The organism is Geobacillus sp. PK12 (genome assembly GCF_004123125.1).
GTDB classification, from domain to species: Bacteria; Bacillota; Bacilli; order Bacillales; family Anoxybacillaceae; genus Geobacillus; species Geobacillus zalihae.
Genome location: NZ_SDKL01000008.1, coordinates 49,676 through 73,534 on the forward strand (window position 1 = coordinate 49,676; position 23,859 = coordinate 73,534).

Annotated in this window: 15 protein-coding genes, 2 pseudogenes and 2 CRISPR repeat arrays; of the genes and pseudogenes, 12 read left to right on the forward strand and 5 right to left on the reverse strand. The window is 52.1% G+C overall.

Annotated features, from left to right (window positions below; genetic code table 11):
• Window positions 1-499 precede the first annotated feature (499 nt).
• From ETR37_RS04890 to ETR37_RS04905, 4 genes are all read right to left on the reverse strand, one after another.
• The gene (locus tag ETR37_RS04890) at window positions 500-1,129 is read right to left on the reverse strand and encodes an ABC transporter permease (RefSeq protein WP_033024563.1); all 630 of its coding nucleotides are present in this window, start codon (window positions 1,127-1,129) and stop codon (window positions 500-502) included.
• A gap of 224 nt (window positions 1,130-1,353) precedes the next feature.
• Window positions 1,354-2,481 carry a betaine/proline/choline family ABC transporter ATP-binding protein gene (locus ETR37_RS04895; protein WP_033006926.1) on the reverse strand — a complete coding sequence of 376 codons (1,128 nt, stop codon included), beginning with the start codon at window positions 2,479-2,481 and terminating at the stop codon, window positions 1,354-1,356.
• Between the two features lie 16 nt (window positions 2,482-2,497).
• Window positions 2,498-3,400, reverse strand: a complete 903-nt coding sequence (locus tag ETR37_RS04900) for a glycine betaine ABC transporter substrate-binding protein (protein ID WP_129446989.1) — start codon at window positions 3,398-3,400, stop codon at window positions 2,498-2,500.
• Between the two features lie 433 nt (window positions 3,401-3,833).
• Complete coding sequence (locus ETR37_RS04905; protein ID WP_129446990.1) at window positions 3,834-4,523, reverse strand: hypothetical protein; 690 nt, start codon at window positions 4,521-4,523, stop codon at window positions 3,834-3,836.
• Between the two features lie 144 nt (window positions 4,524-4,667).
• Here ETR37_RS04905 and ETR37_RS04910 point away from each other — a divergent pair, with 144 nt between their 5' ends.
• From ETR37_RS04910 to ETR37_RS04930, 5 genes and pseudogenes are all read left to right on the forward strand, one after another.
• Window positions 4,668-6,158, forward strand: a complete 1,491-nt coding sequence (locus tag ETR37_RS04910) for a TIGR02677 family protein (RefSeq protein ID WP_129446991.1) — start codon at window positions 4,668-4,670, stop codon at window positions 6,156-6,158.
• A 2-nt stretch (window positions 6,159-6,160) separates the two neighbouring features.
• A complete protein-coding gene (locus tag ETR37_RS04915; protein WP_033006043.1) occupies window positions 6,161-7,357 on the forward strand; it encodes a TIGR02678 family protein in 1,197 nt (398 codons plus the stop codon).
• The gene (locus ETR37_RS04920; RefSeq protein ID WP_129446992.1) at window positions 7,317-11,438 is read left to right on the forward strand and encodes a TIGR02680 family protein; all 4,122 of its coding nucleotides are present in this window, start codon (window positions 7,317-7,319) and stop codon (window positions 11,436-11,438) included. The genes ETR37_RS04915 and ETR37_RS04920 overlap by 41 nt, the downstream gene beginning before the upstream one ends.
• Entirely contained in the window at window positions 11,435-12,655 is a 1,221-nt protein-coding gene (locus tag ETR37_RS04925; RefSeq protein ID WP_129446993.1) for a TIGR02679 family protein, read from the forward strand. The genes ETR37_RS04920 and ETR37_RS04925 overlap by 4 nt, the downstream gene beginning before the upstream one ends.
• Window positions 12,656-12,704: 49 nt before the next feature.
• Window positions 12,705-13,088, forward strand: a pseudogene (locus tag ETR37_RS04930) (RpnC/YadD family protein); the annotation flags it as partial.
• A gap of 196 nt (window positions 13,089-13,284) precedes the next feature.
• Window positions 13,285-13,913: direct repeats of the CRISPR family, unit length 30 nt; unit sequence GTTTTTATCGTACCTATGAGGGATTGAAAC.
• A gap of 49 nt (window positions 13,914-13,962) precedes the next feature.
• Here the strand turns inward: ETR37_RS04930 and ETR37_RS04935 are convergent.
• Window positions 13,963-14,836: pseudogene (locus ETR37_RS04935) on the reverse strand (IS982 family transposase).
• Window positions 14,837-14,884: 48 nt separating this feature from the next.
• On the opposite strand from ETR37_RS04935, the gene cas6 reads away from it, so the two are divergent.
• The 7 genes from cas6 to cmr4 all read left to right on the forward strand — a co-directional run bounded on the left by cas6 (window position 14,885) and on the right by cmr4 (window position 23,848).
• Window positions 14,885-15,631, forward strand: coding sequence for a CRISPR-associated endoribonuclease Cas6 (cas6, locus tag ETR37_RS04940; RefSeq protein ID WP_129446995.1), 747 nt, complete (start codon window positions 14,885-14,887; stop codon window positions 15,629-15,631).
• Window positions 15,632-15,814: 183 nt separating this feature from the next.
• A CRISPR array of direct repeats spans window positions 15,815-16,110; the repeat unit is 30 nt; unit sequence GTTTTTATCGTACCTATGAGGGATTGAAAC.
• Between the two features lie 624 nt (window positions 16,111-16,734).
• A complete protein-coding gene (locus ETR37_RS04945; RefSeq protein ID WP_081212710.1) occupies window positions 16,735-17,934 on the forward strand; it encodes a CRISPR-associated protein in 1,200 nt (399 codons plus the stop codon).
• 2 nt (window positions 17,935-17,936) lie between these two features.
• Window positions 17,937-19,277, forward strand: a complete 1,341-nt coding sequence (csx2, locus tag ETR37_RS04950; protein ID WP_129446996.1) for a TIGR02221 family CRISPR-associated protein — start codon at window positions 17,937-17,939, stop codon at window positions 19,275-19,277.
• Window positions 19,277-20,182, forward strand: a complete 906-nt coding sequence (locus ETR37_RS04955) for an RAMP superfamily CRISPR-associated protein (protein WP_015373846.1) — start codon at window positions 19,277-19,279, stop codon at window positions 20,180-20,182. Before csx2 ends, ETR37_RS04955 begins: the two co-directional genes overlap by 1 nt.
• A complete protein-coding gene (cas10, locus tag ETR37_RS04960; protein WP_015373847.1) occupies window positions 20,179-21,819 on the forward strand; it encodes a type III-B CRISPR-associated protein Cas10/Cmr2 in 1,641 nt (546 codons plus the stop codon). Before ETR37_RS04955 ends, cas10 begins: the two co-directional genes overlap by 4 nt.
• Entirely contained in the window at window positions 21,816-22,946 is a 1,131-nt protein-coding gene (gene cmr3 / locus ETR37_RS04965) for a type III-B CRISPR module-associated protein Cmr3 (RefSeq protein ID WP_129446997.1), read from the forward strand. Before cas10 ends, cmr3 begins: the two co-directional genes overlap by 4 nt.
• Entirely contained in the window at window positions 22,946-23,848 is a 903-nt protein-coding gene (gene cmr4, locus ETR37_RS04970; protein ID WP_129446998.1) for a type III-B CRISPR module RAMP protein Cmr4, read from the forward strand. The genes cmr3 and cmr4 overlap by 1 nt, the downstream gene beginning before the upstream one ends.
• The last annotated feature ends 11 nt before the right edge of the window (window positions 23,849-23,859 follow it).

Below are 23,859 nucleotides of genomic sequence, written 5' to 3' on the forward strand. Positions count from 1 at the left end.
TTTGGTGAAGAGCCACATTTGGCTCTTCACCACAAAGTGTACTTGACAAAGAAAGACGATTATGATAAAGACAATCAAAATAGCATTTTTCCTTTTTATACCACACATCTCTTTGAGCAACATTGCTATCATGTTTATCTTTAAAAGTCAAGTACATCTTTTGGTGATGAACCCCTTTTTTGTTTGGTTGTCAATTTATGTTATTTATGTTAGTGAATTTGCTCATCTACAGACCATACTCAAGTTTAGTGGCTTATATCTTGGAGCTGTTCCTTGGAGAGAAAATTCTCCAAGGAACTTGTTTCAGTGAAAATACGCGTGCCTTAATGGGGCATATTCATGCCTAGAAGGCTGGTGATTGAATGAAAAATCAGCTCAACAATAGTTGTTGGAGGACACCTTTTTCAAGACGGCTTCCATCTTAGGAAGTTTTGCGTCAGGGCCACTGTGTTTGTTGGTTGCCTGAAGCGTATGGAAGAAGTCAACATCTGGTGGCCTGTCAAAACCCTTTTGGCGTCACTTTCTTTTCGACTTTGCGCAGCAGCCAGTCAAAGGCAATCGCTAAGATCGCTGCGGGGATGGCGCCGGCTAAAATCAAGTTTTTGTCGGCGATGCGCAAGCCGCGGTCGATCAAGTCGCCAAGCCCGCCAGCGCCGATGAAGGTCGCCAAGGCGGCGACGCCGATCGTCAGCACCGTTGCCGTGCGCACGCCAGCCATAATGACGGGAAGCGAGAGAGGAAGTTCAACCATCCATAAAATTTGCCGCGATGTCATCCCCATCCCCCGGCCAGCGTCCACCAGCGCCGGGTCGACGCCGAGAATGCCGGTGTACGTGTTGCGCAAAATCGGAAGCAAGGCGTACAGCGTCAACGCGATGATCGCCGGCAGTTTGCCGATGCCGAAAATCGGAAGCATAAACCCAAGCAACGCCAGGCTCGGAATCGTCTGAATGATGGCGGCCACGCCAATGATCGGCTCGGCGAGTTTGCGATGCCGCGTCAATGCGACGCCGAGCGGCACGGCGATGACGATCGCAATGCCCATGGCGATAGCGGATAAGAGCACATGCTCTTGAAAGGCGATCCAAATATCATTCTTTCGTTCGATCAACGTCTGCAACAATTCCATCGTATCCCTCCTTGGCGGAAAAAGCGGCAGCGGATGGCTGCTGCTTCGTCGTGAGAAGTTCAGATAAAAACGGTCATCCCTTTTTATTCGCAAGCAGAACGAATTCCGTTGACAAACCGCTCGAGGCCATTTTTCCTTTTCAACATGAGGCATGTTGTTCAAGCGAGGCGATTGCGGCATCGAGTTTTCCGGCTGTGATTTGCCTGCGCATGTTCCGTTGCCCGTTATGCGTGTTGCTGAAACGTCCACTCCGCGAGTGCGCGCATCATGCTCGAGCGCGTAATCCCCCCGATAAGACGGTCGCCATCGAGCACCGGAATGATGCGCACATCAGGGTCTTGGAACAGAGCGGCGACGTTCGTGACGTCCGCTTCTTTCGCCAACGTCGTCACATCGTAATCGGCGATGTCGGCGACTAACAAATGCTCTTCCCGATAGCGCTCCTCGATTTGTTTCAGCGTCACGATGCCGAGAAAGGCCTGCTTTTTATCGACCACGACCAGGCTGTCGACTTTTTTCGCTTTCATCAATCGGAATGCCTCGGCCAAACCGCGGCGCGGCGAGATCGTCGCGACGTCCGCCGACATTAAATCTTCCGCCGTCGGCACGGCCGTCTGGCGGGTCCGCAGCCGGTCTTCGCCGATAAACTCGCGGACGAACGAGTTCGCCGGCCGCCGGAGCATTTGGTCGGGCGTCGCAAATTGGACGATTTCCCCGTCCTTCATCAAGGCGATCCGATCGGCGATTTTAATGGCTTCATCCATATCGTGGGTGACAAAGACGATTGTTTTTTGAATCTCTTCTTGCAGGCGGACGATGTCATCTTGCAGCTGCTCGCGGCTGATCGGGTCAAGAGCGCTGAACGGTTCATCCATCAAAATGATATTCGGTTCAGCCGCCAAGGCGCGGACGACGCCGACGCGCTGCTGCTGGCCGCCGCTGAGCTCTGACGGGTAGCGGTGCTTAAACGTCGCCGGATCCAATCCGACGAGCTCAAGCAGCTCATCCACCCGCTTTTCATAGGCGTGTTTTTCCCACTTTTTCAACTTCGGCACGAGCGCGATGTTTTCCGCGATCGTCATGTGCGGAAACAAGCCGATTTGCTGGATGACGTAGCCGATGTTGCGCCGCAGTTCAACCGGGTCGAGCTCGGAAATGTCTTGCCCGTCGATGTACACTTTGCCCGATGTCGGCTCGATCAAGCGGTTGATCATCCGCATCGTCGTCGTTTTTCCGCACCCGCTCGGCCCGATCAAGGCGACAAGCTCACCTTTGCGGATTTCAAGATTCATATTTTTTAAGGCGACAAAGCCGTCCTCATACTGTTTCGTCACGTTTTCAAACCGAATCATTGACATTCCTCGCTTTCTAGTCGATCAGTCCTTCCGATTTCAAAAAGTTGATTGCCACCTCACGTGGCTGTTTTCCTTCCAAGTTCACTTGGCCGTTGAGTTCCATCATCTTTTCATCGGTCAAAATGTTGGCCAACTTGTTCAGTTTCTCCTCAAGCCCGGGATTGGCATCGAGCACTTCCTGGCGGATGATCGGCACGGCGTGGTATGGCGGGAAGTAGTTCTTATCATCTTTTAGCACGACCAAATCATATTTTTTGATTCTTGCATCAGTCGTATAGGCGGTGATGACGTCAATCTCCCCGTTTTTCGCCGCTTCGTATTGCAGGTCTGGATCGATCGTCACTTTTTTCTTGAACTGAAATCCGTACGCATCGACAAGCCCATCATAGCCGTCGCTTCGCTCAAAAAACTCGGCGTCCGACCCGAAGGTGAGGGAGGACGAGTGTTTGGCCAAATCGGAGTGCGTTTTCACCCCAAGTTTCTCGGCAAGATCCTTGCGCAACGCCAAGGCGTAGGTGTTGTTAAATCCGAGTGGTTTGAGCCAAGCGATGTTGTATTTTTTCTTATATAATTTCTTCGTTTCATTGTAGATTTGTTCGGGCGTCTTTTTGGGGTCGTACGGCTGTTTTAAAATGTTCAAATACCCTGTCCCTGTGTACTCGACATACATGTCGACATCGCCATTTTCAATGGCCTGCTGCAACATAAACGCGCCGCCTAAACTGTCTTTCACTTCAACATCCAAATCCGTATGGGCTTTCACATATTCGGCCAACAAATGCGTCAAAATCACCTGCTCGGTAAACTTCTTCCCGCTAATGACGATTTTCCCTTTCGCATCACTCGTTTCGCTGCAGGCCGCTAACCCAAACACAAGCCCGACAGCGAGCAAAGATCGAATCCATTTTCGCAACACAATTCCTCCTTTTTCGGCTGTTGTCATACAAATAAAGGGGGATGAAAAAAGGCGGCAACAAGACGCGGAGGGGATGAAAAAGCGTCACAAACAAAGGATACCGCAATTTGGGTGCAACTGGCAAATTTGGTATCAGCCGATATGTTTGCCTCTCGCCTGCTCTCGCGGTGATGATGGCCCTCTCCTCCTTGATCCTAAAAAATGCTCCGGAATGCTGGCGAATCCTTCAGAATGCTCCGAATTCGAGATGTCCGAACAAGCCCGCCGTTTATCCATCAACATGCTGGCTATGCATTCCCCCGCGCCGTTGATCGAAAGGTTGGCAGGCTCCATGGCGAAGACGAACGGATCGACACGTGAACAAAAAAAACGGCAGCCCACGGCTGCCGGGTGAAAAAGGAATCCGTGTGGAACGTTTTTTATGGGGAACGCATTAGGCATGAACAAGGCGATGAAGGGTGCTTTCCGTTTTGAAAACGCGGGCGTTCAAGACGTGCAGTCCCGCTTCATGTTCGGCGAGGGCAGGCAGCACTTTGTCTTCGAGGATGGATGTGATATGGGTGAGGTCGCCTTTCATATGGTGAAGGTCGTGCGCCATCGCCTCGTATTTGGCGGTCAGCACTTCTTGCCCATGGCGGAGCGCTTCAACGATCGCCTTCGTTTCATTCGTGCGCTCATCCAGCAAGTCGATTTGTTGCGCAAGCGTGGTCGTCTGCTCGTTCAGTTGGGCGACTTGATGTTCGACAGTGCCCATGCGTTCGTTGAGTTGGGCGACTTGATGTTCGATAGTGCCCATGCGTTCGTTGAGTTGGGCGACTTGATGTTCGATAGTGCCCATGCGTTCGTTGAGATGAGCAACTTGGTGCTCAAGGTTGCTTGTCCGCTCATTCAACTGAGTGAACTGCTGCTCAAGGGCGCTTGTTCGTTCGTTAAGCTGTGCGACCTGGCGTTCGAGAACGCTCGTGCGCTCATTCAGCTTGGTCATTTGAGCTTCAAGAGCACCTGTTCGTTCATTGAGCTGGGCCACTTGCCCCTCCAAGGCGCCAACCCGTTGCTCGAGCGATTCGACCGCCGCGCGCGTCGCTTTCACTTCATGCAAAATTTCCCGCAGCAACGCTTCCATTCGTTTCACCTCCTTTTCCCCTCTATTTTACAAAAAACGCGCGCCGATGGCGAGAAAAAATAGGAAAACGGTTTTTGCTAGAAAAAGAGCGGAGAGAATCGTTACAATAAACATAGGAAAAAACCGAAGCAAAGGTGGACGGAAATGGACGCCACATGGCTCAAGCCCATTGTCGAAACCAAATATTTATCGACGGAAAACGCGCACCGCTACCGGGCGATTTTGCGCTATTTCTACATCCAGCACGAGCGGATGCGCCAATTTTTGTTTCCGGAAGAAGTGTACGCCTTTTTAAAGCAGCACGAGGAGTTTGCCGATTACACGGAAGATGACTTGCAGCAAGACCTCGACCAGCTCGTCAAATGGAACAACTTGATCGCCCGCCAAGAGACGTCCCATGTCCGGACGATTGAAGAGTTTAAGAAAAAGCGGTTTCGCTACCAATGCAGCCCGTACACGGTGGAGATCGAGCGGATGATCCGTACCCTTGAGCAGCTCGGGGATTCGTTCGGAGGGTCCCTCGAGAAAACACGGTTCGACCGTTTGTATGCATCTCTTTCCCGCATGGAGGCGATCATCGCTTCTGATTTTCAAGAACAAGCGGATGAAATGCATCAAGTATGGGAAGAGACGTTCGATTATTTTAAGAAAATCATCCAAAATTCCGCTGACTATATCGCTTATTTGCACAGTGAAAACTTGGAAGAGCGGATGACGTCCGAGTCGTTTCTCGTCTATAAAGAGCAGTTTACGGCGTACTTGCGCGATTTTATCGTCGCCTTGCAAAAAACGTCGATGCAGATTGAACAATTGCTTGAAGATCTGCCGGAAGAAGGGGTTCGGCAGTTCATCGAGCGTGTCGTCGACTATGAGCGGTCGATCCCGCGCTTTGCCGATGCGCCGCCGCCGCGCGCTGTGCAGATTGAAGAAAAATGGGAGACGTGGCGCAGCCTGTGCGAATGGTTTTTAGGCCGCGACGGGCGCGAGAGCGAGCTTTCGTTTTTGCAATACCAGACGAATGAGGCGATTCGCCGTCTGACGCGCGTCGTGCAGCGGCTTGGCGAGCGGCATCATCATTTTCGCAGCCGCAAAGGCGACTACTTGCATTTGGCGCGCTGGTTTTCCCGCCTTGAATCGATTGAAGAGGCGCACTGCCTGTCAGCGGTCGTATTCGGCTGCTTCCATACGAAACATCTCGTGGCCGATTTCGGGGCGACAGACAACATATACCGCGACGTATGGGACGAGCCGCCAGCCGAGTGGGTGACGAAGCCGCGCGTCCGCCATTACGGGGAAAAGAAAAAGCCGCAGGCGATTGAAGACAAAGAACGGGAGAAAGAAGAAGCGCGCCTTCGCTATTTGGAAGAAAAAGCGCGCGAGGAAGCGGCGCTCAGACAGCTTGTGACCGATGGAAAAATCGTGCTTGCCGACCTTCCTGAGGTGACCCCATACGTACGGAAAACGCTGCTCGGCTGGATCGCCAAAGCGATGGGGCGCGAGGGGCAAGCAATGAAGACGGAAAACGGGTGGGTGGTCAAAGTGGTGAACAAAGAGGGGACGATTTGCCTTCGCGCAGAAGATGGGGAACTCGTGATGCCGAACTACGAAATTCATGTGCTTTCGGGAGGTGAGTGAGGATGGAAACGGCGTTTGACGACAAGGCGAAAGAAGCGCTCGCCGCGCTGTTTGAGCAGTTTTGGATCATTCGCGACCAAGAGCCGGATTTGTACCAGCTCGTCCGTGAGCGCGAACATGTGTTGAAACGGTATGTGGAGGAGAAGTTTGGGTATCGACTCATCGTCCACCGCTATTTCGCCAAGCTCGAGAAAATTCCCGCCGATCCCGAGCCGTGGATGGGCATCGAGTCGTTTCAAGAGCCGCTTGACTATGCGCTGTTTTGCTGCTTGATGGCGTATTTGGAAGGAAAAACGGTGGAAGAAAAGTTTTTGCTTTCTGACGTATGCGAAGAAATTCGCGCCATGTACCCGGGGGATCTACCGGTCGATTGGACGAACTACTCGCATCGGCGCTCGCTCATCCGCGTGTTGAAGACAGCGGAACAAATCGGACTCGTCCGCCGGATGGATGGGGAGATTGAGGCGTTCGCCCAGCATGTGGAGGAAGAGGCGCTGTACGAAGTGCCGGTGCTCGCCCGTTATTTTATGCGCACGTATCCGAAAGATTTGTTGCAATATGAATCGATCGACGAATTGCTCGCCGAGGAGTGGAAAGCCTCGCCGCAAGATTATCGGCGCCATCGCCTGTATCGGAAGCTGTTTTTATCCCCGGCGGTGCATCGGACGGAAGGGGACGAGCAAGACTTTTACTACTTGCGCAACTTCCGCCATCGGCTGCGTGACGATATCGAAGCGCATACGCCGTTTCGGTATGAATTGTACAAAAATGCTGCCATGTTGACGCTTCCCGAACGGCAGGCGCCGTACACGACATTTCCCGACCAGAAAGGAACGTCGGAGATCATCCTTCATTTTTCTGCCTTGGTGCGCGAGCGGCTTGGGGAATATCCGCCGGATGAATACGGCCGCATCCGGTTGACGTTTGAACAATTTTCCGCCTGGCTTGCCGATTGCCGCCGCCGTTACGGGGCGGGGTGGGGGAAAACGTACCGCGACATGTCGGCTGTCGAGCTTGTCCGCGAAATGCTTGCGGCGCTCAACGAATGGCGCATGGCCGATGTGGAGCACGGCACCGGAATGATCGTCCTTTACCCGCTGCTCGGGCGGGTGTCGGGACGGTATCCAGATGATTTTGACGCGAAAGAGGGGGAGGAACATGGCGAATCCATGGGTGCTTCATCGCGCGGGGCTGATTAATTTTTGGTATTACGACGAGCAATACTTTCACTTCGCTGACGGCAAGCTGCTGTTGCGGGGAAGCAACGGGGCGGGCAAGTCGGTGACGATGCAAAGCTTGATCCCGGTGCTTTTAGACGGCAAGAAGACGCCCGATCGCCTCGATCCGTTCGGTTCACGGGCGCGGCGCATGGAAGACTACTTGCTTGGGGAAAAAGACGTCGTCAATCGCGATGAGCGGACGGGGTATTTGTTTTTAGAATATAAACGGAAAGAATCCGACCAATACGTCACAACGGGCATCGGCCTGCGCGCGAAGCGGCAAAAAAGCCTCGACTTTTGGGGGTTTGTCATGTTCGACAACCGCCGCATCGGCTATGACCTTCAGTTGTATAAACAAGAAAAAACAGGTGAAAAAATCCCGCTGACGAAACGCGAGCTCGCCGCATTGCTCGGTGCGGGCGGGACGGTCGTCGAGACGCAAAAAGAGTATATGGAGCTCGTGAACAAACATGTGTTTCGTTTTGAGACGATCGACGCGTTTCAAGAATTGATCGAACTGCTCATTCAACTGCGCAGCCCGAAGCTGTCGAAAGACTTTAAGCCGACGGTGATTTATGAGATTTTGGAAAGCTCGCTGCCTCCGTTGACCGATGACGAGCTCCGCCATTTATCCGAAACGATTGAAAACATGGACCAAGCCAAGCAGCAGCTTGAGCAGCTCGAACGCGACGAGCGGGCGTTGAAGCGTCTTTGCGATCAGTACCGCCTGTACAACGAATATATGATCGCCGAAAAGGCGGCAGAATACGTAAAAGCGGTCAAACAAGCGGAACAGCTCGCTGCCGAGCAACACCGCCTTCACGATGAAGAAGAAAAGACGCGAAAGGCGCTTGATGAGCTTGAGGAGTCCATCACCCGCCTCGGCCGCGAGGAAGACGTGCTGCGAGCGCGCGAAATCGACTTGGCTGGCCATGAAGTGTTTCAGCAGGCGGAAAAGTATGAACAGCTGAAAGCCGAACGGCAGCGCCTAGAGGAGCGGCGGGAGCGGCACGAGCAGACGATTGCGGAAAAAGAACGGCAGGAACGTCAGCACCGCCGCCGCCTAGATGAATCGGAAGCGCGGTTGGATGACCTTGAGCAGAAGCTTGAAGATGAGTTGGAGCAGTTGCGCATGGATGCCGAAGAAGGAGCGTTTCCCTTGCATGAAACGAACGAAGGCGACTTTCACCGCCATCGCCAAAAGCAGCAGGAGTTTTCGTTTGCCGCTTGGAAGCAGGAAGCCGATCGTCATGTCGAACGGCTTGAGGGGCTGGCGCGCCTTTGGCGCAGGCATGACGAGGTGAAACGGCGCTATGAAGAAGCGAGCAGTGAGGCGGGCGAAAGGCGGCGGGAAATGGACGAATGGCGCCACCAGCAATGGAAATGGGAAGAGCTGTTCGAAGAGGAGAAAGAGCGGTTTGAACAAGCCGTGCTTGCCTGGGTCGAGCAGGGAGGAATCGACGTTTCCGAAACGGACATTCAGGCGTTTTTGCAACAAATGGGCGCCCTCTATGAGCAGTATTCGCTCGATGATTTGAAGCGCCCGTTCGTTCAAGCGTATTACGATGCCGTCGGCAAGAAAAAGGATGAGAAATGGCGGCTCGAGCATGACATCCGTCTGTTGGAAGAAAAACGGGCAGAGCGCGAGGCCGAACTGCGTCAATGGCGGGAACAACGCGACCCTGAACCTGAACGGGATGAACAAACCGTCGCCGCCCGGTTGGCGTTGGAGGAGAAAGGCATTCCGTTTGTCCCGCTTTATGCCGCGGTCGAATTTGTCGACGATGTGCCTGACGATGTGCGCGAGCGGATCGAATCGGCGCTTTCACACGCGGGGCTGCTTGACGCCCTCATTACCGCTCGCGAGATTGACGTCGCCTGCGATCGTGTGCTCACTCCGAACCCGGCTCATATGGCGCATACGCTCGCCGATTATTTGCGCCCCGACAAAGACGCCCCTGTGTCAATGGAACGGATCGACGAAGTGCTCCGAAGCATCATGATCACCGATGTGGAACAAGAAGGCGGCATGACGATCGATGAAACGGGGCGCTATTCGCTCGGCCTTGTGCGCGGCCATGCGCCGCGGAGATCGAAGGCGATGTTCATTGGCCGTGCGGCGCGCGAACGGTGGCGGCTTGAGAACATCGCGGCGCTGGAAGCCGAGATCGCCGCTGTGGGGCAAGAGATCGACCGTCTGCGCGGTGAGCATCAGGCGGTGGAAGCGGCCATCCAAGCGCTCGCCGACTGGTTGGCGTCCTTCCCATCGGACCGCGATGTGCGCACCGCGTTTGACGAAGCGCAAGAAGCGCGCCGCCAAGCCGAAAGCAAAGAACGGGAATGGAAGCGGCAAGAAGAAAAAGCCGCTCTCTTAGCGCGCGAATGGAAACAAATCAAACAACAGCTCCACGACGAGTCGGCCGAGCTCGATTTGGCCTTTACTTTAGACGGCTGTGAACAAGCCCAGCTCGCCATGAAATCGTACGTCCGCCATGTGCACGAACTCGAAGTGCTTTACCGCGAAACGCGCCATACCGAGGCGATGATCGCCCAACAGCGCGAGCGGCTCGCGGCGCTGGAAACGGAGATCGACGAAGCGAAAGGCGAACGAAATCGGCTTCGGGATGAAACCGAGCGGCTCGCCTTGCGAATCGCGGAGATGGAACGGACGCTCGCGCAAATGGGGGCGGATGACATTCGCGCCGAAATCGCCCGCATCCAAGAACGACTGGCGTTTTTGCGCCGCGAAATTCCGCGCCTTGTCAACGAACGGGCGCGGACGGAACAGCGGCTCATGCGCTTAGTCGAAGAGCGGGAAAAAGGGGCGCAGCGGGAAGCGTTCGCCCGCGAGCTCGCCGCGATGTGGGAAAAGTCGTTTGCCCGTGAAGCGGCGCTTGGGCTTGTGGATCTTGATCGTTCACGTTCCCTTTTGGAACAAGCGAAAGAAGCGAAACAACGGTATGAAGCGGTGTTGAAAGAGACGCGTTCCTCGCTTCTGGCGCGGCTGAACACCGTCTTTTTCCAAGAGTCGTCCAACTTGACCGAATACCGGGCGTCCTTCGAGCCGCTGGAAGAACAAACGAAGCCCGAATGGACCGCCGCTGCCCCAGACGATGAGATGGCCATGAAAGCCGCGGACTGGCGGGAGAAACAAGAACGGCACGTCATTTACCTCGACTACAAAGGCGAGCGCGCCACGCCGTTTGCGGTGCTGGCGGAAGTGGAGCGCGACATCGTCTTGCAGCACGAGTATATGAAAGAACAAGACCGCGAGCTGTATGAGGACGTCATTTTAAAATCAGTCGGCCGCATTTTGCGCAGCCGCATCCAGCGCGCCGAGCGGTGGGTGAATGAGATGAACAAGCTGATGGGCGGCCTTGACACGTCGTCAGGGCTCGTGCTGTCCATTCAATGGAAGCCAAAAACGGCGGAGACGGAAGCGGAGCTGGATACGAAAGAATTGGTGCGCCTATTGCGGATCGATTCACGGCTGTTGAAAGAGGAAGATTTGCAGCGGGTGACGAACCATTTCCGCTCGAAAATCGCCCGTGCCCGCGAATTGCTTGAAGAGCGCGGCCAAGGCAACACGCTCCATCAAATCATTAAAGAAGTGCTCGACTATCGGAAATGGTTTTCCTTCACTTTGTACTATGAAAAAACAAACGAGCCGAAACGCGAGCTGACGAACCACCGCTTTTACCAATTCAGCGGTGGGGAAAAGGCGATGGCGATGTACATTCCGCTTTTCGCCGCGGCGTATTCGCGCTACCAAGAAGCGGGCGATGACGCCCCGTACATCATCTCCCTTGACGAGGCGTTCGCCGGCGTTGACGAAAACAACATCCGCAACCTGTTCGGCCTTGTCGAACAGCTTGGCTTTAACTATATCATGAACTCGCAGGCGCTTTGGGGCGACTACGACACCGTGCCCGCTTTGTCCATTTGCGAACTCGTCCGTCCGCGCAATGCGTCGTTTGTGACCGTCATTCATTACCGTTGGAACGGGCGCGTCAAACAGCTCATGGTCGATGACAAAGAATGGGAGATGATCGAAACGTGAGCACCGTCAAAGAAGCGACCGCCTTTTTCCGATCCGAACCGGGCTTCAAGCGGCTGTTTGCCGAAATGAAACGCAAGTACGAGTCGCTCGGCCGCGTCGGCGGCGCGGTTTCATTGCAGTCGTTCTCCAAGGAAGAGCGGGAGTCGATCGCCGCCTTTTTCGGCAAAGACGTCTCCCGCGTCCTGCTCTCCGACTTTGAAAAACAGCTTGGACAGACGAGGTTTGCGGGTGTTGGACTCGTCGAACTGCTCGAACATTATTTCGGCGTCCCGCTTATGTCGAACAAAGAACGGCGCCAGGCAGAAGCGGAAGAACGGGGGCGGTTTTTCGCGCGCCTTGCCGAGAAACACCATTGGTTCGAAGCGGTTTGCGGCCAGCGCTTCGTCCAAACGGCGTACGAAGCCGACCGCGATGGCCTTGAGGCCGCCGTCGGCCTTGTCGGCGCCGCCCTGGGCTACTTCCCGCTCCCGTCATACATGCGCCTCCCGCTCTTTGCCCAGCAAGTGGCGGGCGACCCGCACGCGTTCGATTTGTCGACCCTTCCAGGAAGATTGTTGCTTTCGGCATTGCAAGCGACCGTGCCCGGGGATTGGGACATGGCATCTGTAGAGAGCGTCAATGAGTTGCTCCAGTCCGTCGGCTTGCTCCGTGAGGATATCCTGAACTTTGTCACATGCGCCAACATTCTTGCTGAAACCAAGGACGGACCGCATCCTGTTTTCTCCGCTGCCTGGGAGGCGAACACGGCGCTGAACATGCCGCTTAGAGATGTGCTGTCGCTTGTCCGCGCCCGCCCTGCCCATGGGGGGACGGTGTACATTGTCGAAAACGCGGGCGTCTTTTCGACGCTGCTTGACACCCGCGCCCCGCTTGTCAGCACGAACGGGCAAATGAACTTGGCGACGATGAAGCTGCTCGATTTGCTCGCGGCTTCTGGCGCCAAGCTGTATTACTCCGGTGACTTCGACCCGGAAGGATTGGCCATGGCGGAGCGGATGCAGGAGCGGTACGGACCGTCCGTCACCCTTTGGCGCTTTTCCGTGGACGATTATAAGGCTGCCAACCCTGTCGTCGACCTCACCCCCGAGCGCCTCGCCAAGCTCGCGTCCATCACATCGGAACCGCTGCAGCCGCTGAAAGAGGCGATGGCGGAAACGAAAAAAGCGGGGTATCAAGAGGCGATTATCGGGAGGCTGACAGAGGATATCAACGGGTAGTCCATCCACGAGCCAGAGAAGGAGCCCGGAGCGATCGGGTCTCCTTCTCCAAAAGGAATTTTTGCGCATGCTCGTCCGTCTCGAGCTGGATGAAGCGAAACAGCGGCTGTTGTTCGGTTTTTTCGAGACGTATTTGCGGCTATCTGAAGAGGAGGAAGCAAAACCGCGACACGAGGTGAGCCAAATGGAAACGAAGGAAGCAAAGCGTGTGATGGAGCTCATCGTCTCATACGAACAGCGGGGGATGGAAAAGGGAATCCAACAAGGAATCGAACAGGGGTTAAAGCAAGGGATGAAGCAAGGACTCCAACAAGGAATCGAGGAAGGGAAGCTCGACGTGGTGAAGAGAATGCTGGCGAAAGGGTACGATGTCGACACGATTCACGAACTGACCGGACTGCCGATGGAGAAGATTGAAAGGATGAAGGGGTAAGACGGCCCTTCGCCGTCAAGCTCCGCATTGTCGTCGACCTCCAATCGTGCAAAAACCCCTGGGGATCGACGACAATGTTCTTTTGCGCCAAAATCCTACAGCCAACACGGCTGAACGATATTGACAGAATATTTGAAACGTGATATTCTGAAAACAGCCAAAAGGGGAAAAGCTTGATTTTATGCGCATTGTGTGGGTTTTTATCGTACCTATGAGGGATTGAAACAAAAGAATGAAGAAAGGTGTTTTCATCGTATTCTTTGTTTTTATCGTACCTATGAGGGATTGAAACTCGATCGAGTTTTTTATTTTATAATGTCTTGTTATCGTTTTTATCGTACCTATGAGGGATTGAAACAATGCTCGATACCAGCAAGACCGATCACTTAAATAGTTTTTATCGTACCTATGAGGGATTGAAACAAATCACGGCGCGCTAGCTGTAAATGAACACTTCGGGCAGGTTTTTATCGTACCTATGAGGGATTGAAACTAAGCGAACATAAAAAATATAATAATAAATACATAAGTTTTTATCGTACCTATGAGGGATTGAAACATTTTTGATTCTAGTATTTCAGAGACGATGGAAGCAATGTTTTTATCGTACCTATGAGGGATTGAAACATTTCTTCGCCGCGTTCCCAAAGGATTCGATAATATGTTTTTATCGTACCTATGAGGGATTGAAACTCAGCAGCCTCATTTTCATATCGGGGAACTGGATCAAGTTTTTATCGTACCTATGAGGGATTGAAACCGAAAAAAGGCAGTTTTCTGCCGTATAACAACAGCGTTTTTATCGTACCTACAAGGGATGAGACCTGTGCCGGTGTACCAAAATATTTGTGTTACCCGTGGTGCTAGTTGAGCGTTAGAACTCAACTAGCCCAAGTGTAACTAGGGAATAGGCTAACAATATGCCGTCGAGCGCTACTTCAAATCCGATCATGGAATTTGCTCGAATCCCTGTGATCCGGTATTGGTCAACCAGAACCGAGAACACCGTCTCGATCACTTTGCGTTTTTGTTGGATCCATTTCTCCCATGCCTCGGACGAGCAATGTTTCTGGTTTTTTCGAGACGGAGTCCAAAGCGCCATTTGGTACTCTTCGTACAGCCTTTTTTGCAACTCACGGCTGATGAATCCTTTGTCCCCAAAGTTATAGGGATGAGGAATTTGAGTCATCACGCTTTCAGCGGCGATACGATCATGGCAGGATGCTTCCGTTACCACATAGCCCATGGGCAACCCTTGATCGGTCACTTGAAGGTGCAGCTTCAACCCATAGTACCATTGCTTTTTGGAAGCGCAATACCCGATGTCTGCGATCTCTTGAAACCGTTTGACGCGATGCATTCTTGCGGTATGGCACAACGGGAGCGGCAAGCGGTCGACGACGGCATAGGCATGATGTTGGCCGCGTTTTGCTCACGACGGCGATCCATTTGATGGCGAAGTCAAGCGTCAGGCAACGGCGGTTGTACCGGGAACGTTCGAGAAACGAGCCATTTGTGAACAAATTTCCCGTGACAAAGCGATGCCATGCCCGTTCGGATGTCAAACCGAGCAACTTTCCTAAAAGATGAATCGCGATGACCACGGCGTCTTCCTGTTTGACCAAATGGCGGTTGCGGCGCTGTAGGTACATCTGAATCGATGACAGTTGGGCAGAGACAAAAAAGAAAATGGCGGCATATTGCTTTTGAATCTTGGCTCGATCTGTAGTAAGTGGAGACGAATTTATTTTATAAGGGCAAAGGACGGCACTCAACAAGGAAGGACAGGATAAAATATGAGATTGACAATCACAATGAGCGGTCGGCAAGGGCCTGTTTCCTTGCCTCTCTATTACCAACATTTGTTACAAGGGGTGGTGTATCGCTCGTTAGAGAATGAACAATTAGCCGCGTTTTTGCATGACAAAGGATTCCGTCACGGGAAACGGTCATTTAAACTCTTCACATTTAGCCGTTTATTTGGAACGCATCAAGTGAATCGAGAAAGGAAAACAATTCATTTTTTGGGGGATTTCCAATGGCATATCGACACCGTTCTCCCAGAACTGACTCAACAACTTGGGCAGCGATTCTTGTTGCAGAGAGAGATTGAGCTTTACGGACAGTTGATCGAAGTGAAAAGTGTCAAAATGGAGAACATCGACATACGCGAAAACGAAATGGACATTGTCATGCTCTCTCCATTGACCGTATATAGCACATATGAAACGTTCGATGGAAGAAAGAAAACGCAATTTTTTGATCCCGATGATGAGGTGTTCCCCCACCTGATTGAATTGAATTTCCGTCATAAATATGAAGCATACTACGGTGTTCCGCCGACGGAAAGACTGTTGATCGAGCCGATTCACGTTCATCATCGTTATCGTGTGGTGACGATGTTCAAGAATATATATATTACAGGATGGCTTGGCTATTACCGCCTCTGTTCTTCGCCAGAACAGTTGACATTTTTATATCATGTTGGTCTAGGCGGCCGAAATTCACAAGGATTTGGCATGTTTCGCCTCAAAAGTGGATAAACGAGTCACGGGATTGTCGTCGACCTCCAATCGTGCAAAAATCCCGGGGGATCGACGACAATGGTTTTTGGTGGTTCAGACTTACAGCCATCGAGGTTGAAGGTTATTGACAGAATTTTTGAAATGTGGTATTCTGAAAACAGCGCTAGATCGAAATGCTTGATGCAACAAGCATTTTTGGGGGTTTTTATCGTACCTATGAGGGATTGAAACATCCATTAAATAGTTGTATAAATCGATAGGACCTTCAGTTTTTATCGTACCTATGAGGGATTGAAACTATTCCCATCCGTAGATTTTCTCCATCCCAATGAATATGTTTTTATCGTACCTATGAGGGATTGAAACTTTCTCCTGTTTCGTAACGCCTAATCGTCTTTTTGGGTTTTTATCGTACCTATGAGGGATTGAAACCGAAGATCAGAGAATTGCGGATTTTTCCCGTTTAAGTTTTTATCGTACCTATGAGGGATTGAAACTTTTTGCTTGCGGCGGTCAAGCCAATCTATGATGTTTTTATCGTATCCACAAGGAACTGAACCCTCTTCATCTTCGCGCGCAGGTGTGATGGGGGGCTCGTTGTTGTCGCAGAGTTAGTTCAGACCACATCTCTCATTTGCTTCGTTTGCGGTGATGAAGCATTGTGCGTAACGGATGGGCGCCTGCGGAACAGGCAGTACAGCATTCTAAGTTGGGCAAAGGCATTTCTAGTCTCACGGGTTGCCTTTCTAAGTGACGGGAGAAAAAAATAAGATGGCAGCGATCTATGTTGGCGGCATCTTTCGATCGAGGGAATCCCTTCTGAGCAGGGGATTCTTTTTTTGTGTTTCGTCCTCCGACGTTGTTTTGCGTCGCTCCTTAAAAGGGGGAAGCAACGGAAAAACCAGCTGGAAGAGACGCTCTTTTACTTTCGAGGGCCCTTGTTATTTTCCATTCGCCTTCGTGAAGTTGGGTGGAAAATTCGTTTTTCACCCGTCTCTTCAGTGGGAAAATGTTTGAAATTGTTAAAAATATCCTCCTCTATAATTGAAAAATAGGATAATAATTGATATAAACATAGCTATATTTTCCTGAGATGAAAGAAATATGGAGGGGAAGGGCGGTTGTACCAGCATATTGTTGTAACGTGTGGTGTGTCGTTGCTGACAGGAAACAGGAACGTTTTCTCGATGAATCGGGATGAAATCATGGGGGAGATTCGTCCTTGGTTGAGCGCGACCAACATCGACGAGGAAAAACAACGAAAAATTGATGAATGGATTCGCCATGCCGGGCAGTTTGCTCATGAGGCCGCCCGAGATCCCAATCGTGTGTCGGCGGAATATTCGATGATTTACGAACTTCGTAGACAAGGGAAATTGGCGGAAAGGCCGACGGTCGTTCTCATTGTGACGGAAACGGTTGGGGGACGGATTGTGGAAGCCATCTTGACGAGGTTGCTTGAGGAGGACTTTCAAGCAAATGTCCGCATTATATATGTGGACGTTGATGTGAACCATCCGAGACGGATGCAGGAGACATTGGGAGAGTACATGTGGAAGGTGGCGGATGCTCTCTCCCACGGGGAACCGTCAACAACTTGTTTTGCGCCGATTGGCGGGTATAAAGTGATGACATCGTTGGGCTACATCGTCGGGGCATTTCTGCACTATCCGACAGCTTATATGCATGAGGACGGCCAAGTGTTACATGAGATTCCTCCTGTGCCGATACATATTGATGAGCAATTTGTTCATGATCACTTTGATCTGTTGCGGAAATGCCAAAAGGACATGGTTGATGCGGATTCGCTTTCTTACCGCGAAAAACAATGTATTCTTCAATATCCGTTTTTGTTCCAGCAAGAGGATGGTCTTGTGTATTTAAGTGCATTTGGACAATTTTTGTTTGAACATGAAAAATATAAACATTTGTTTGCGACCACGTACCTTGTATCCAAACAAGTCGCCAATATGTTGCAACACAATCATCACCAGTTGCTGTTTGTGCACCAACAAATGCGGGAGCTGGTAAAGAAGCTGAAGCATGAAGAGGGAGACATGGGCGTTTTGTACCACGAAAAGTCATTCAAAACGATTGATGTCCGAAAAGTGAAATATCACTTGTACAAAGGAGCGAGCAACGGACAGACGGCGTTTCGCCTTGCTTACCGATACGATGAAAAAGAAGATTGCTTGTATGCCAACTATTTATGGCTTGACCATAACCGATATGAGCGGGAAGCGGAAAGAGGAAAAGGGATTTATGAAGAGGATTCTGAGTTTATCGATATCACGAAACAATTGGCGGGAGTGGGGAGATAAGCGTGGGGAGAAGGGTATTGTTGTCGTTTCTTGGATTGAGCGATTATGAATATTGTTATTACACATACGAGGGCAAATCGTCTTCTTATACGCGTTTTATCCAGACAGCGGTGTATGAGTTGTTTCGCGGGGATGGACCGATGGATGTGGTGGTGTTTGCGACGAAAGAAGCGCGGGAGCGGAATGGGCGAGACCGCTTCAAAGGGGAGGAGCGGCTGGAGGGCTTGATCACCGCTTTTCAGCGCATCGCTCCTGAGGCGAATGTGAAGCTCGTGGAAATGGAAAGCCGTCAGGATGAACAGGCCAATTGGCGGTTGTTTGACTGCATTCTGAATGAAATTCGGGAAGGGGATACGATTTATTTTGACATCACCCACAGTTTCCGTTCCATCCCGTTTGTCGCGCTCATCGTGTTGAACTACGCCCGCTTTGTGAAAAAAACGGACATTGGCGCGATCGTTTACGGCTGGTTTGAAATGCTTGGGCGTCCAGCCGATGTCAAACAGTTGCCTCCAGAACGGCGGTTGGCGCCGATTGTCAATTTGACAAGCATGGCGAGGCTGCTCGATTGGACGAACGGGGTCGATCAATTTTTGCGCACGGGGGATGCCTCCATCATCCAGGCGCTGACCGCGAAAGAAAACAGCGAAGTGTTCCGCAATCCGTCTTCGAGCCAGACAATGCGAAACGAAGTGAAAGAATTAAATCAGTTGACGAAGCAGCTTGATCAGACGGAAAAAGTGATCCGCACGTGCCGAAGCTTGCAAATCGATGAAGAAGTGCGGAAATTTCATGAACAGCTCGGCCGCGTTCGCTCAGCGTCGGCGGAAGCGATTAAACCGCTTGTCCCATTGTTGGATGTGATGGAGAAAAAGTATGCGATGTTTGATGATGATCCGATCATGAACAGTTGGAAGGCTGTGCGTTGGTGTTTGGACCACGGATTGATTCAGCAGGCGCTGACGATGTTGGAGGAAAATGCGGTGACGGCCGTTTGCCGGGTGTTGGGGCTTGATTTGCGGAATGAGAAGGCCCGGGGAGATGTTCATTCGGCTATTGAAATTTTATTGCGAGATATTCCGAAAGAGGAATGGCGCGTTCGTTCCGTAGAGCGGGTTGAACAAATAATCGATTTCTTGTCTCCTTATAAGGGCGACTTAAAACGATTTAGCACGCTTAAGGAGCGGCGCAACGACATCAATCATGCTGGGGCGCGGCCGCAACCGCTAAAGGCGGAAAAGTTTTGGCCCGATGCGGAGCAGTCGTTCCGAGAACTTGGTGCGTTTTTTGAACGTATGTCAGCGCTCGCAAAAACGATGCAAATCTCAAAGGAGAATGCGTGATGGCCTATCAGGAAAGCGGGGTAACAGCTGTTGCTCAGTCGTCATATCCGCTTGTTCTCTTGACGCCGGCCGCCATTCACGGCGCTGATCCGAGGGAGAAGGCGGAGTTTCGCCTTCCGTCGTTGCGAGGGGTATGGAGGTACTGGTGGCGGACGCTGCAGGATGAACCTCATCACGAAAAGCTGCTTGCCAAGGAGGAAGAGTGGTTTGGCGGCACGAGGAAAACAAAGCAGCAATCGCCTGTCCATCTAACGTTGGCAAGAGCGATGGAAGGGACAATGAGAGAAAATATTTTGCCGCATCGTACGTCTCCAACGTTTGTTCCGGCGCTTCCTGCCGGCGGGGAGGTGACCGTGACGCTCTCGGTGCGGAAGCGTCATCAAGAGCGATTGGCGCAATATGATTGGCACTTTCAATATATGCTTCACCTCGCCAGCTTCGGGCAGCGGTCGCGCCGCGGATTCGGAGCTGTGCAATGGACGGAGCATCAATGGGATCACGTTGAGGAATACGGTGAAAGTTTGCGTATGACGCTAGAACGCATCGGGGCGGCGGATGCGTTTTCCTTTGCGGAGCGCGGCTGCCTTGTGGCACGACGTGAAGACATCGCAACACCTCATCCGGTATTGTCCGCGGTGTGGGTTGGAGAAGGAAAAGAGAGCGCGGCGGAAGTGGTGAAGGCGTTTGGCAGGGCATCGCATGAAGCGAATCGTTATGGCAGCCTAGGATATATGAGAGGGAAAGAAGGAAAGCTTTCTTCCCCGTTATGGTGCACGGTGAGGAAAATCGGAGGCCGCTACTATCCGATTGTAACAGAAGTGAGAAACCATGACTCGCGCTACAGCGAGCCGCGCTATGAGCGAGATCGAAACCGGTTTTTAGAGATCGTTGGGGTGAGGATATGACCAATCGCTATATCGTCATTTTTACGGTCGGGCCTGTGCAGTCGTTTATCGCTTCAGCCCGCAAAACGGAAGATTTTTGGAGCGGAAGTTATATTTTGTCCCATTTGGTGCGAGAGGCGATCAAACAGTTTTACCAGTTGGATGCCAACTGTGAAGTCGTATACCCGCTCGTCACAAGGGAGGAGTTGCGGTCGCCATCTGCGCGGGATTTTCGCATTGCTTCGATCCCGAACCGCGTGACGGTGGTGATGGAGGGAACAGAAGAAAAGGTTGGCGGCTGGCTGCGCGAAGTGGAGGACAATGTTCGCCAAGTGTTTCTGGACTTCTGCTTTCAAGCCATTCGACGCGTGTTTCCACATCTCACTGCCGAAGAGTATGAATGGCTGGAGATGATGGTGGAACAGCAAGTGCAGTCGTTTTTAGAAGTGTACTGGGTCGCTGAACCGTATGAGCCGTCCGCTTCGTTCCGGACCGTGCGTGAACGCGCCGAACGGCGGTTGGGGGCGCTGAAAAATGAGAAGCATTACATTCCTGTTTCCCAATTCGGCCTTGTTTGTTCCGTCTGCAAGGAAAGGGAGGCGCTGCGGCTTGCCGAGATCAAGGAAACGGATCATTACGGTGAGATCAAGCGGAAAACGCTCCACCTTTGGAAGCGGCGGGCGGAGAAATTTCAAGGAGCTGGAGGCGAAGAAGACGACCGCCGCTCGGGACGAATCAAGGACAACGAATTTTTATGCGGCATTTGCTTAGGCAAACGGGTGGCCCGCGATTACTTCTCCGCTTTGTTTGGCGCTTCGGTTTTGTCGTTTCCGTCTGTTCTCGAGATCGGAGCGGGCGATTATTACGCCGTGCTCATGATGGACGGGGACAACATGGGGAAATGGTTCTCCGGGGAACGGAAAGAGGAGTATAGTCAAACGAGCCAAAAACTGGCCCGGTTTGCGAAGGAAATCGTTCCGCGGATTGTCGAAGAACAGTGCCGCGGCAAGCTCGTTTATGCAGGGGGGGATGACGTCCTTGCCTTCCTGCCGACCGAGACGGTGCTGAAAGCGGCTGAGGAGCTCCGATTGGCGTTTGGCGATGAACGGAAAGGATTAGGTCATGGAGCGACCGCCTCGTTTGGCGTGGTCATCGCTCACAAAAAGTCGCCGCTCCATCTCGTTCTTAACGCTGTCAGAGCGTTGGAGAAAAAGGCGAAACAGTATTCCAACGACAAGACGGGGCAGCGAAAGGACGCCCTTGCTTTAGCGCTTCACACCCGCTCTGGCGAGATTTCGGAAGCGGTTCTCCCATGGATGATTGGAGGAGAGAAGGTTTCACAATTATTGGATCAATGGATTAATCTGTTGAAAACATCCCTGTCGCCGAACTTTATTTTTCATTTCGCTTCCGCGTTTGCCCCGCTGCTGCATGAGCGGCACTGCCCTAAATGGGAGAATGGCGACATGCTCGCGACAGAGCTTCGGCGTTTGCTTAAGCGGTCTGTAAAAGAGGGAAGCCATCTGAGCGCCCAAGAGATCGCCCATCACACGCAAGTTCTTTTGTCTTTGCATGAAGCGGTTCGCAGCGGCTATGACTTTTTGTATCTGTTAAAGATATTGACCTTTTTCAAACGGAGCGAGGGGAACGGGCAATGACAAAATTAGTCTTGACACCGGTAGACACGTTTTTCTTTAAAAACCATCATGCGACGCAAGCGGGGGAGGCGACGGTGATGGAGTCGATATTCCCTCCGCGCCCGAATACGATTTACGGCGCGTTGCGGGCGGCGTACATTTATGCGTACAGCACGTTTGACGATTTTACGAGGGGCAGTGATGAACAGGTGAGGAGATGGATGGGCACCCCGACTGAGCGGGGGCAGTTCTGTCTCCATTATTGCACGCTGGTGAAAGAAGACGTCTTGTTCTTTCCCCTGCCCTTTGATTATCAAGTCATAGAGGAGGAAAAATCGCTCAAAGCGTATCCATTGCGGCTTGTCAAAGACCGAAAGCCTTCATCATCTGCTTCGATGTGGCGTCTGGCTTCTTCGCGGCGTGACAAAACGAAAAGTCCGCAGCACTATTACGTCCCGATGGAGGAATGGAAGCAGGCGCTTCTTGAGAATAAGCCAATCTCTTCCCTTTGTTCATTGTCATCGTTCATCGCTCGGGAAGATAAGGTGGGAATTCAACTCGACACGTCCAGCCGAACAGCCCAAAAGGGGCTTTTATACCGGGTGGCGAAAGGGCGTTTTGTAGATGGGGCGTCCCTTGTCGCTTACATCGGTGATGGTCCTGATTTCTCCAAGGTAAAGTGGGCGCGGATCGGCGGGGAAAACCGGCCGTGGTCTATCCGCCAGCAGCCGGAAACGCTTCGTATATGGAATCCAGACGAGAAAAAGGGGATTGAACAAGACATTCAGCGGACAAAGCTGGCGAAAATCGTCTTTTTGTCTCCAGCTATTTTCTCGAACGGATCCCGTCCAGCGGCAATGGACGGCGATCAGTGGACATGGCCGAACGGGGCGGTCGTCACTTGGCTTGCCGCTTCCATCGGACGTCCGGAGTTGTACGGGGGATGGGACATCGTCCGCCATCGGCCAAAACCGCGGAAATGGATGATCCCAGCCGGTTCGGTCATTTATGTGAAGATCGAACGCGACGATGCTTTGCCGCTTGTCCTCTCCGCCCTTGACGGCGTTCATCTCACCGATGAAGGGGCGGAGGAAGGGTTTGGGTTTGCGGTGATCACGAGTGCGAAAGAAAGCGAGGAGGAGTTGTAATGTATTCGATCGTACGGCCTTTTCTTATGCATGCCATTACGTCTGTCCATGCGGGGAGCGGGAGCGAGATCGGGTTTGTCGACTTGCCTATTCAGCGAGAGAAGCATACAGGATTTCCAAAAATCGAAAGCTCCTCGCTCAAAGGGGCGCTTCGATATCATATGACAGAGTCGCTTCCTGAAGATGGGAAGAATCCTGAACGGAAGAAGCTTGAACTGATTTTCGGCGCGGACAAAGGACAGGAAAGCGTCACACAAGCGAGCGCCATTGCTCTGAGCGATGCACGCGTTTTGCTGTTTCCGGTTAAATCGCTTCGCGGCGTATTTGCTTGGATTACGTGCCCGTTTGTGATTGAGCGGTGGAATCAAGAGATGAGCGTCCATCAGCAATCGATCGGGAAAGAAGTTCAACTTCTTCCGGTGCCCGCACCGAACACGGTCAGTTCCGACCGGTTGATGGCGGTCAATGGACGCATTGTGCTGGAGGAGTATGCGTTTTCGGTCACCGTCTCTTCTGAAGCGAAACAGCTGGCGGAACAACTTGCCGCCCTCCTTGGGGAGCATTGCCGCCTGCGTCTTGTAGATCGACTCGTTGTTCTCTCCGATGACGATTTCACGGATTTCGTCAAATTGTCGACCGAAATTAACGCGCGCATTCGCATTTCACCGGAGACAGGGACCGTTGACAACGGTGCGCTCTGGTATGAGGAAAATGTTCCGCCAGAAACGGTTTTTTACAGTTTCCTCTACATTGGTGATGTACGGGGAGACGGAATAGACGGTCTTGCGAAGGCTGCGGATATTGAACAGTACTTTGTGAATGAAAACAAATTTCCATCCGTCTTTCAGCTTGGCGGGAACAGTACATTAGGCCGCGGAATGATGAGAACGATTTGGGTGTGAACGGAGGAGGA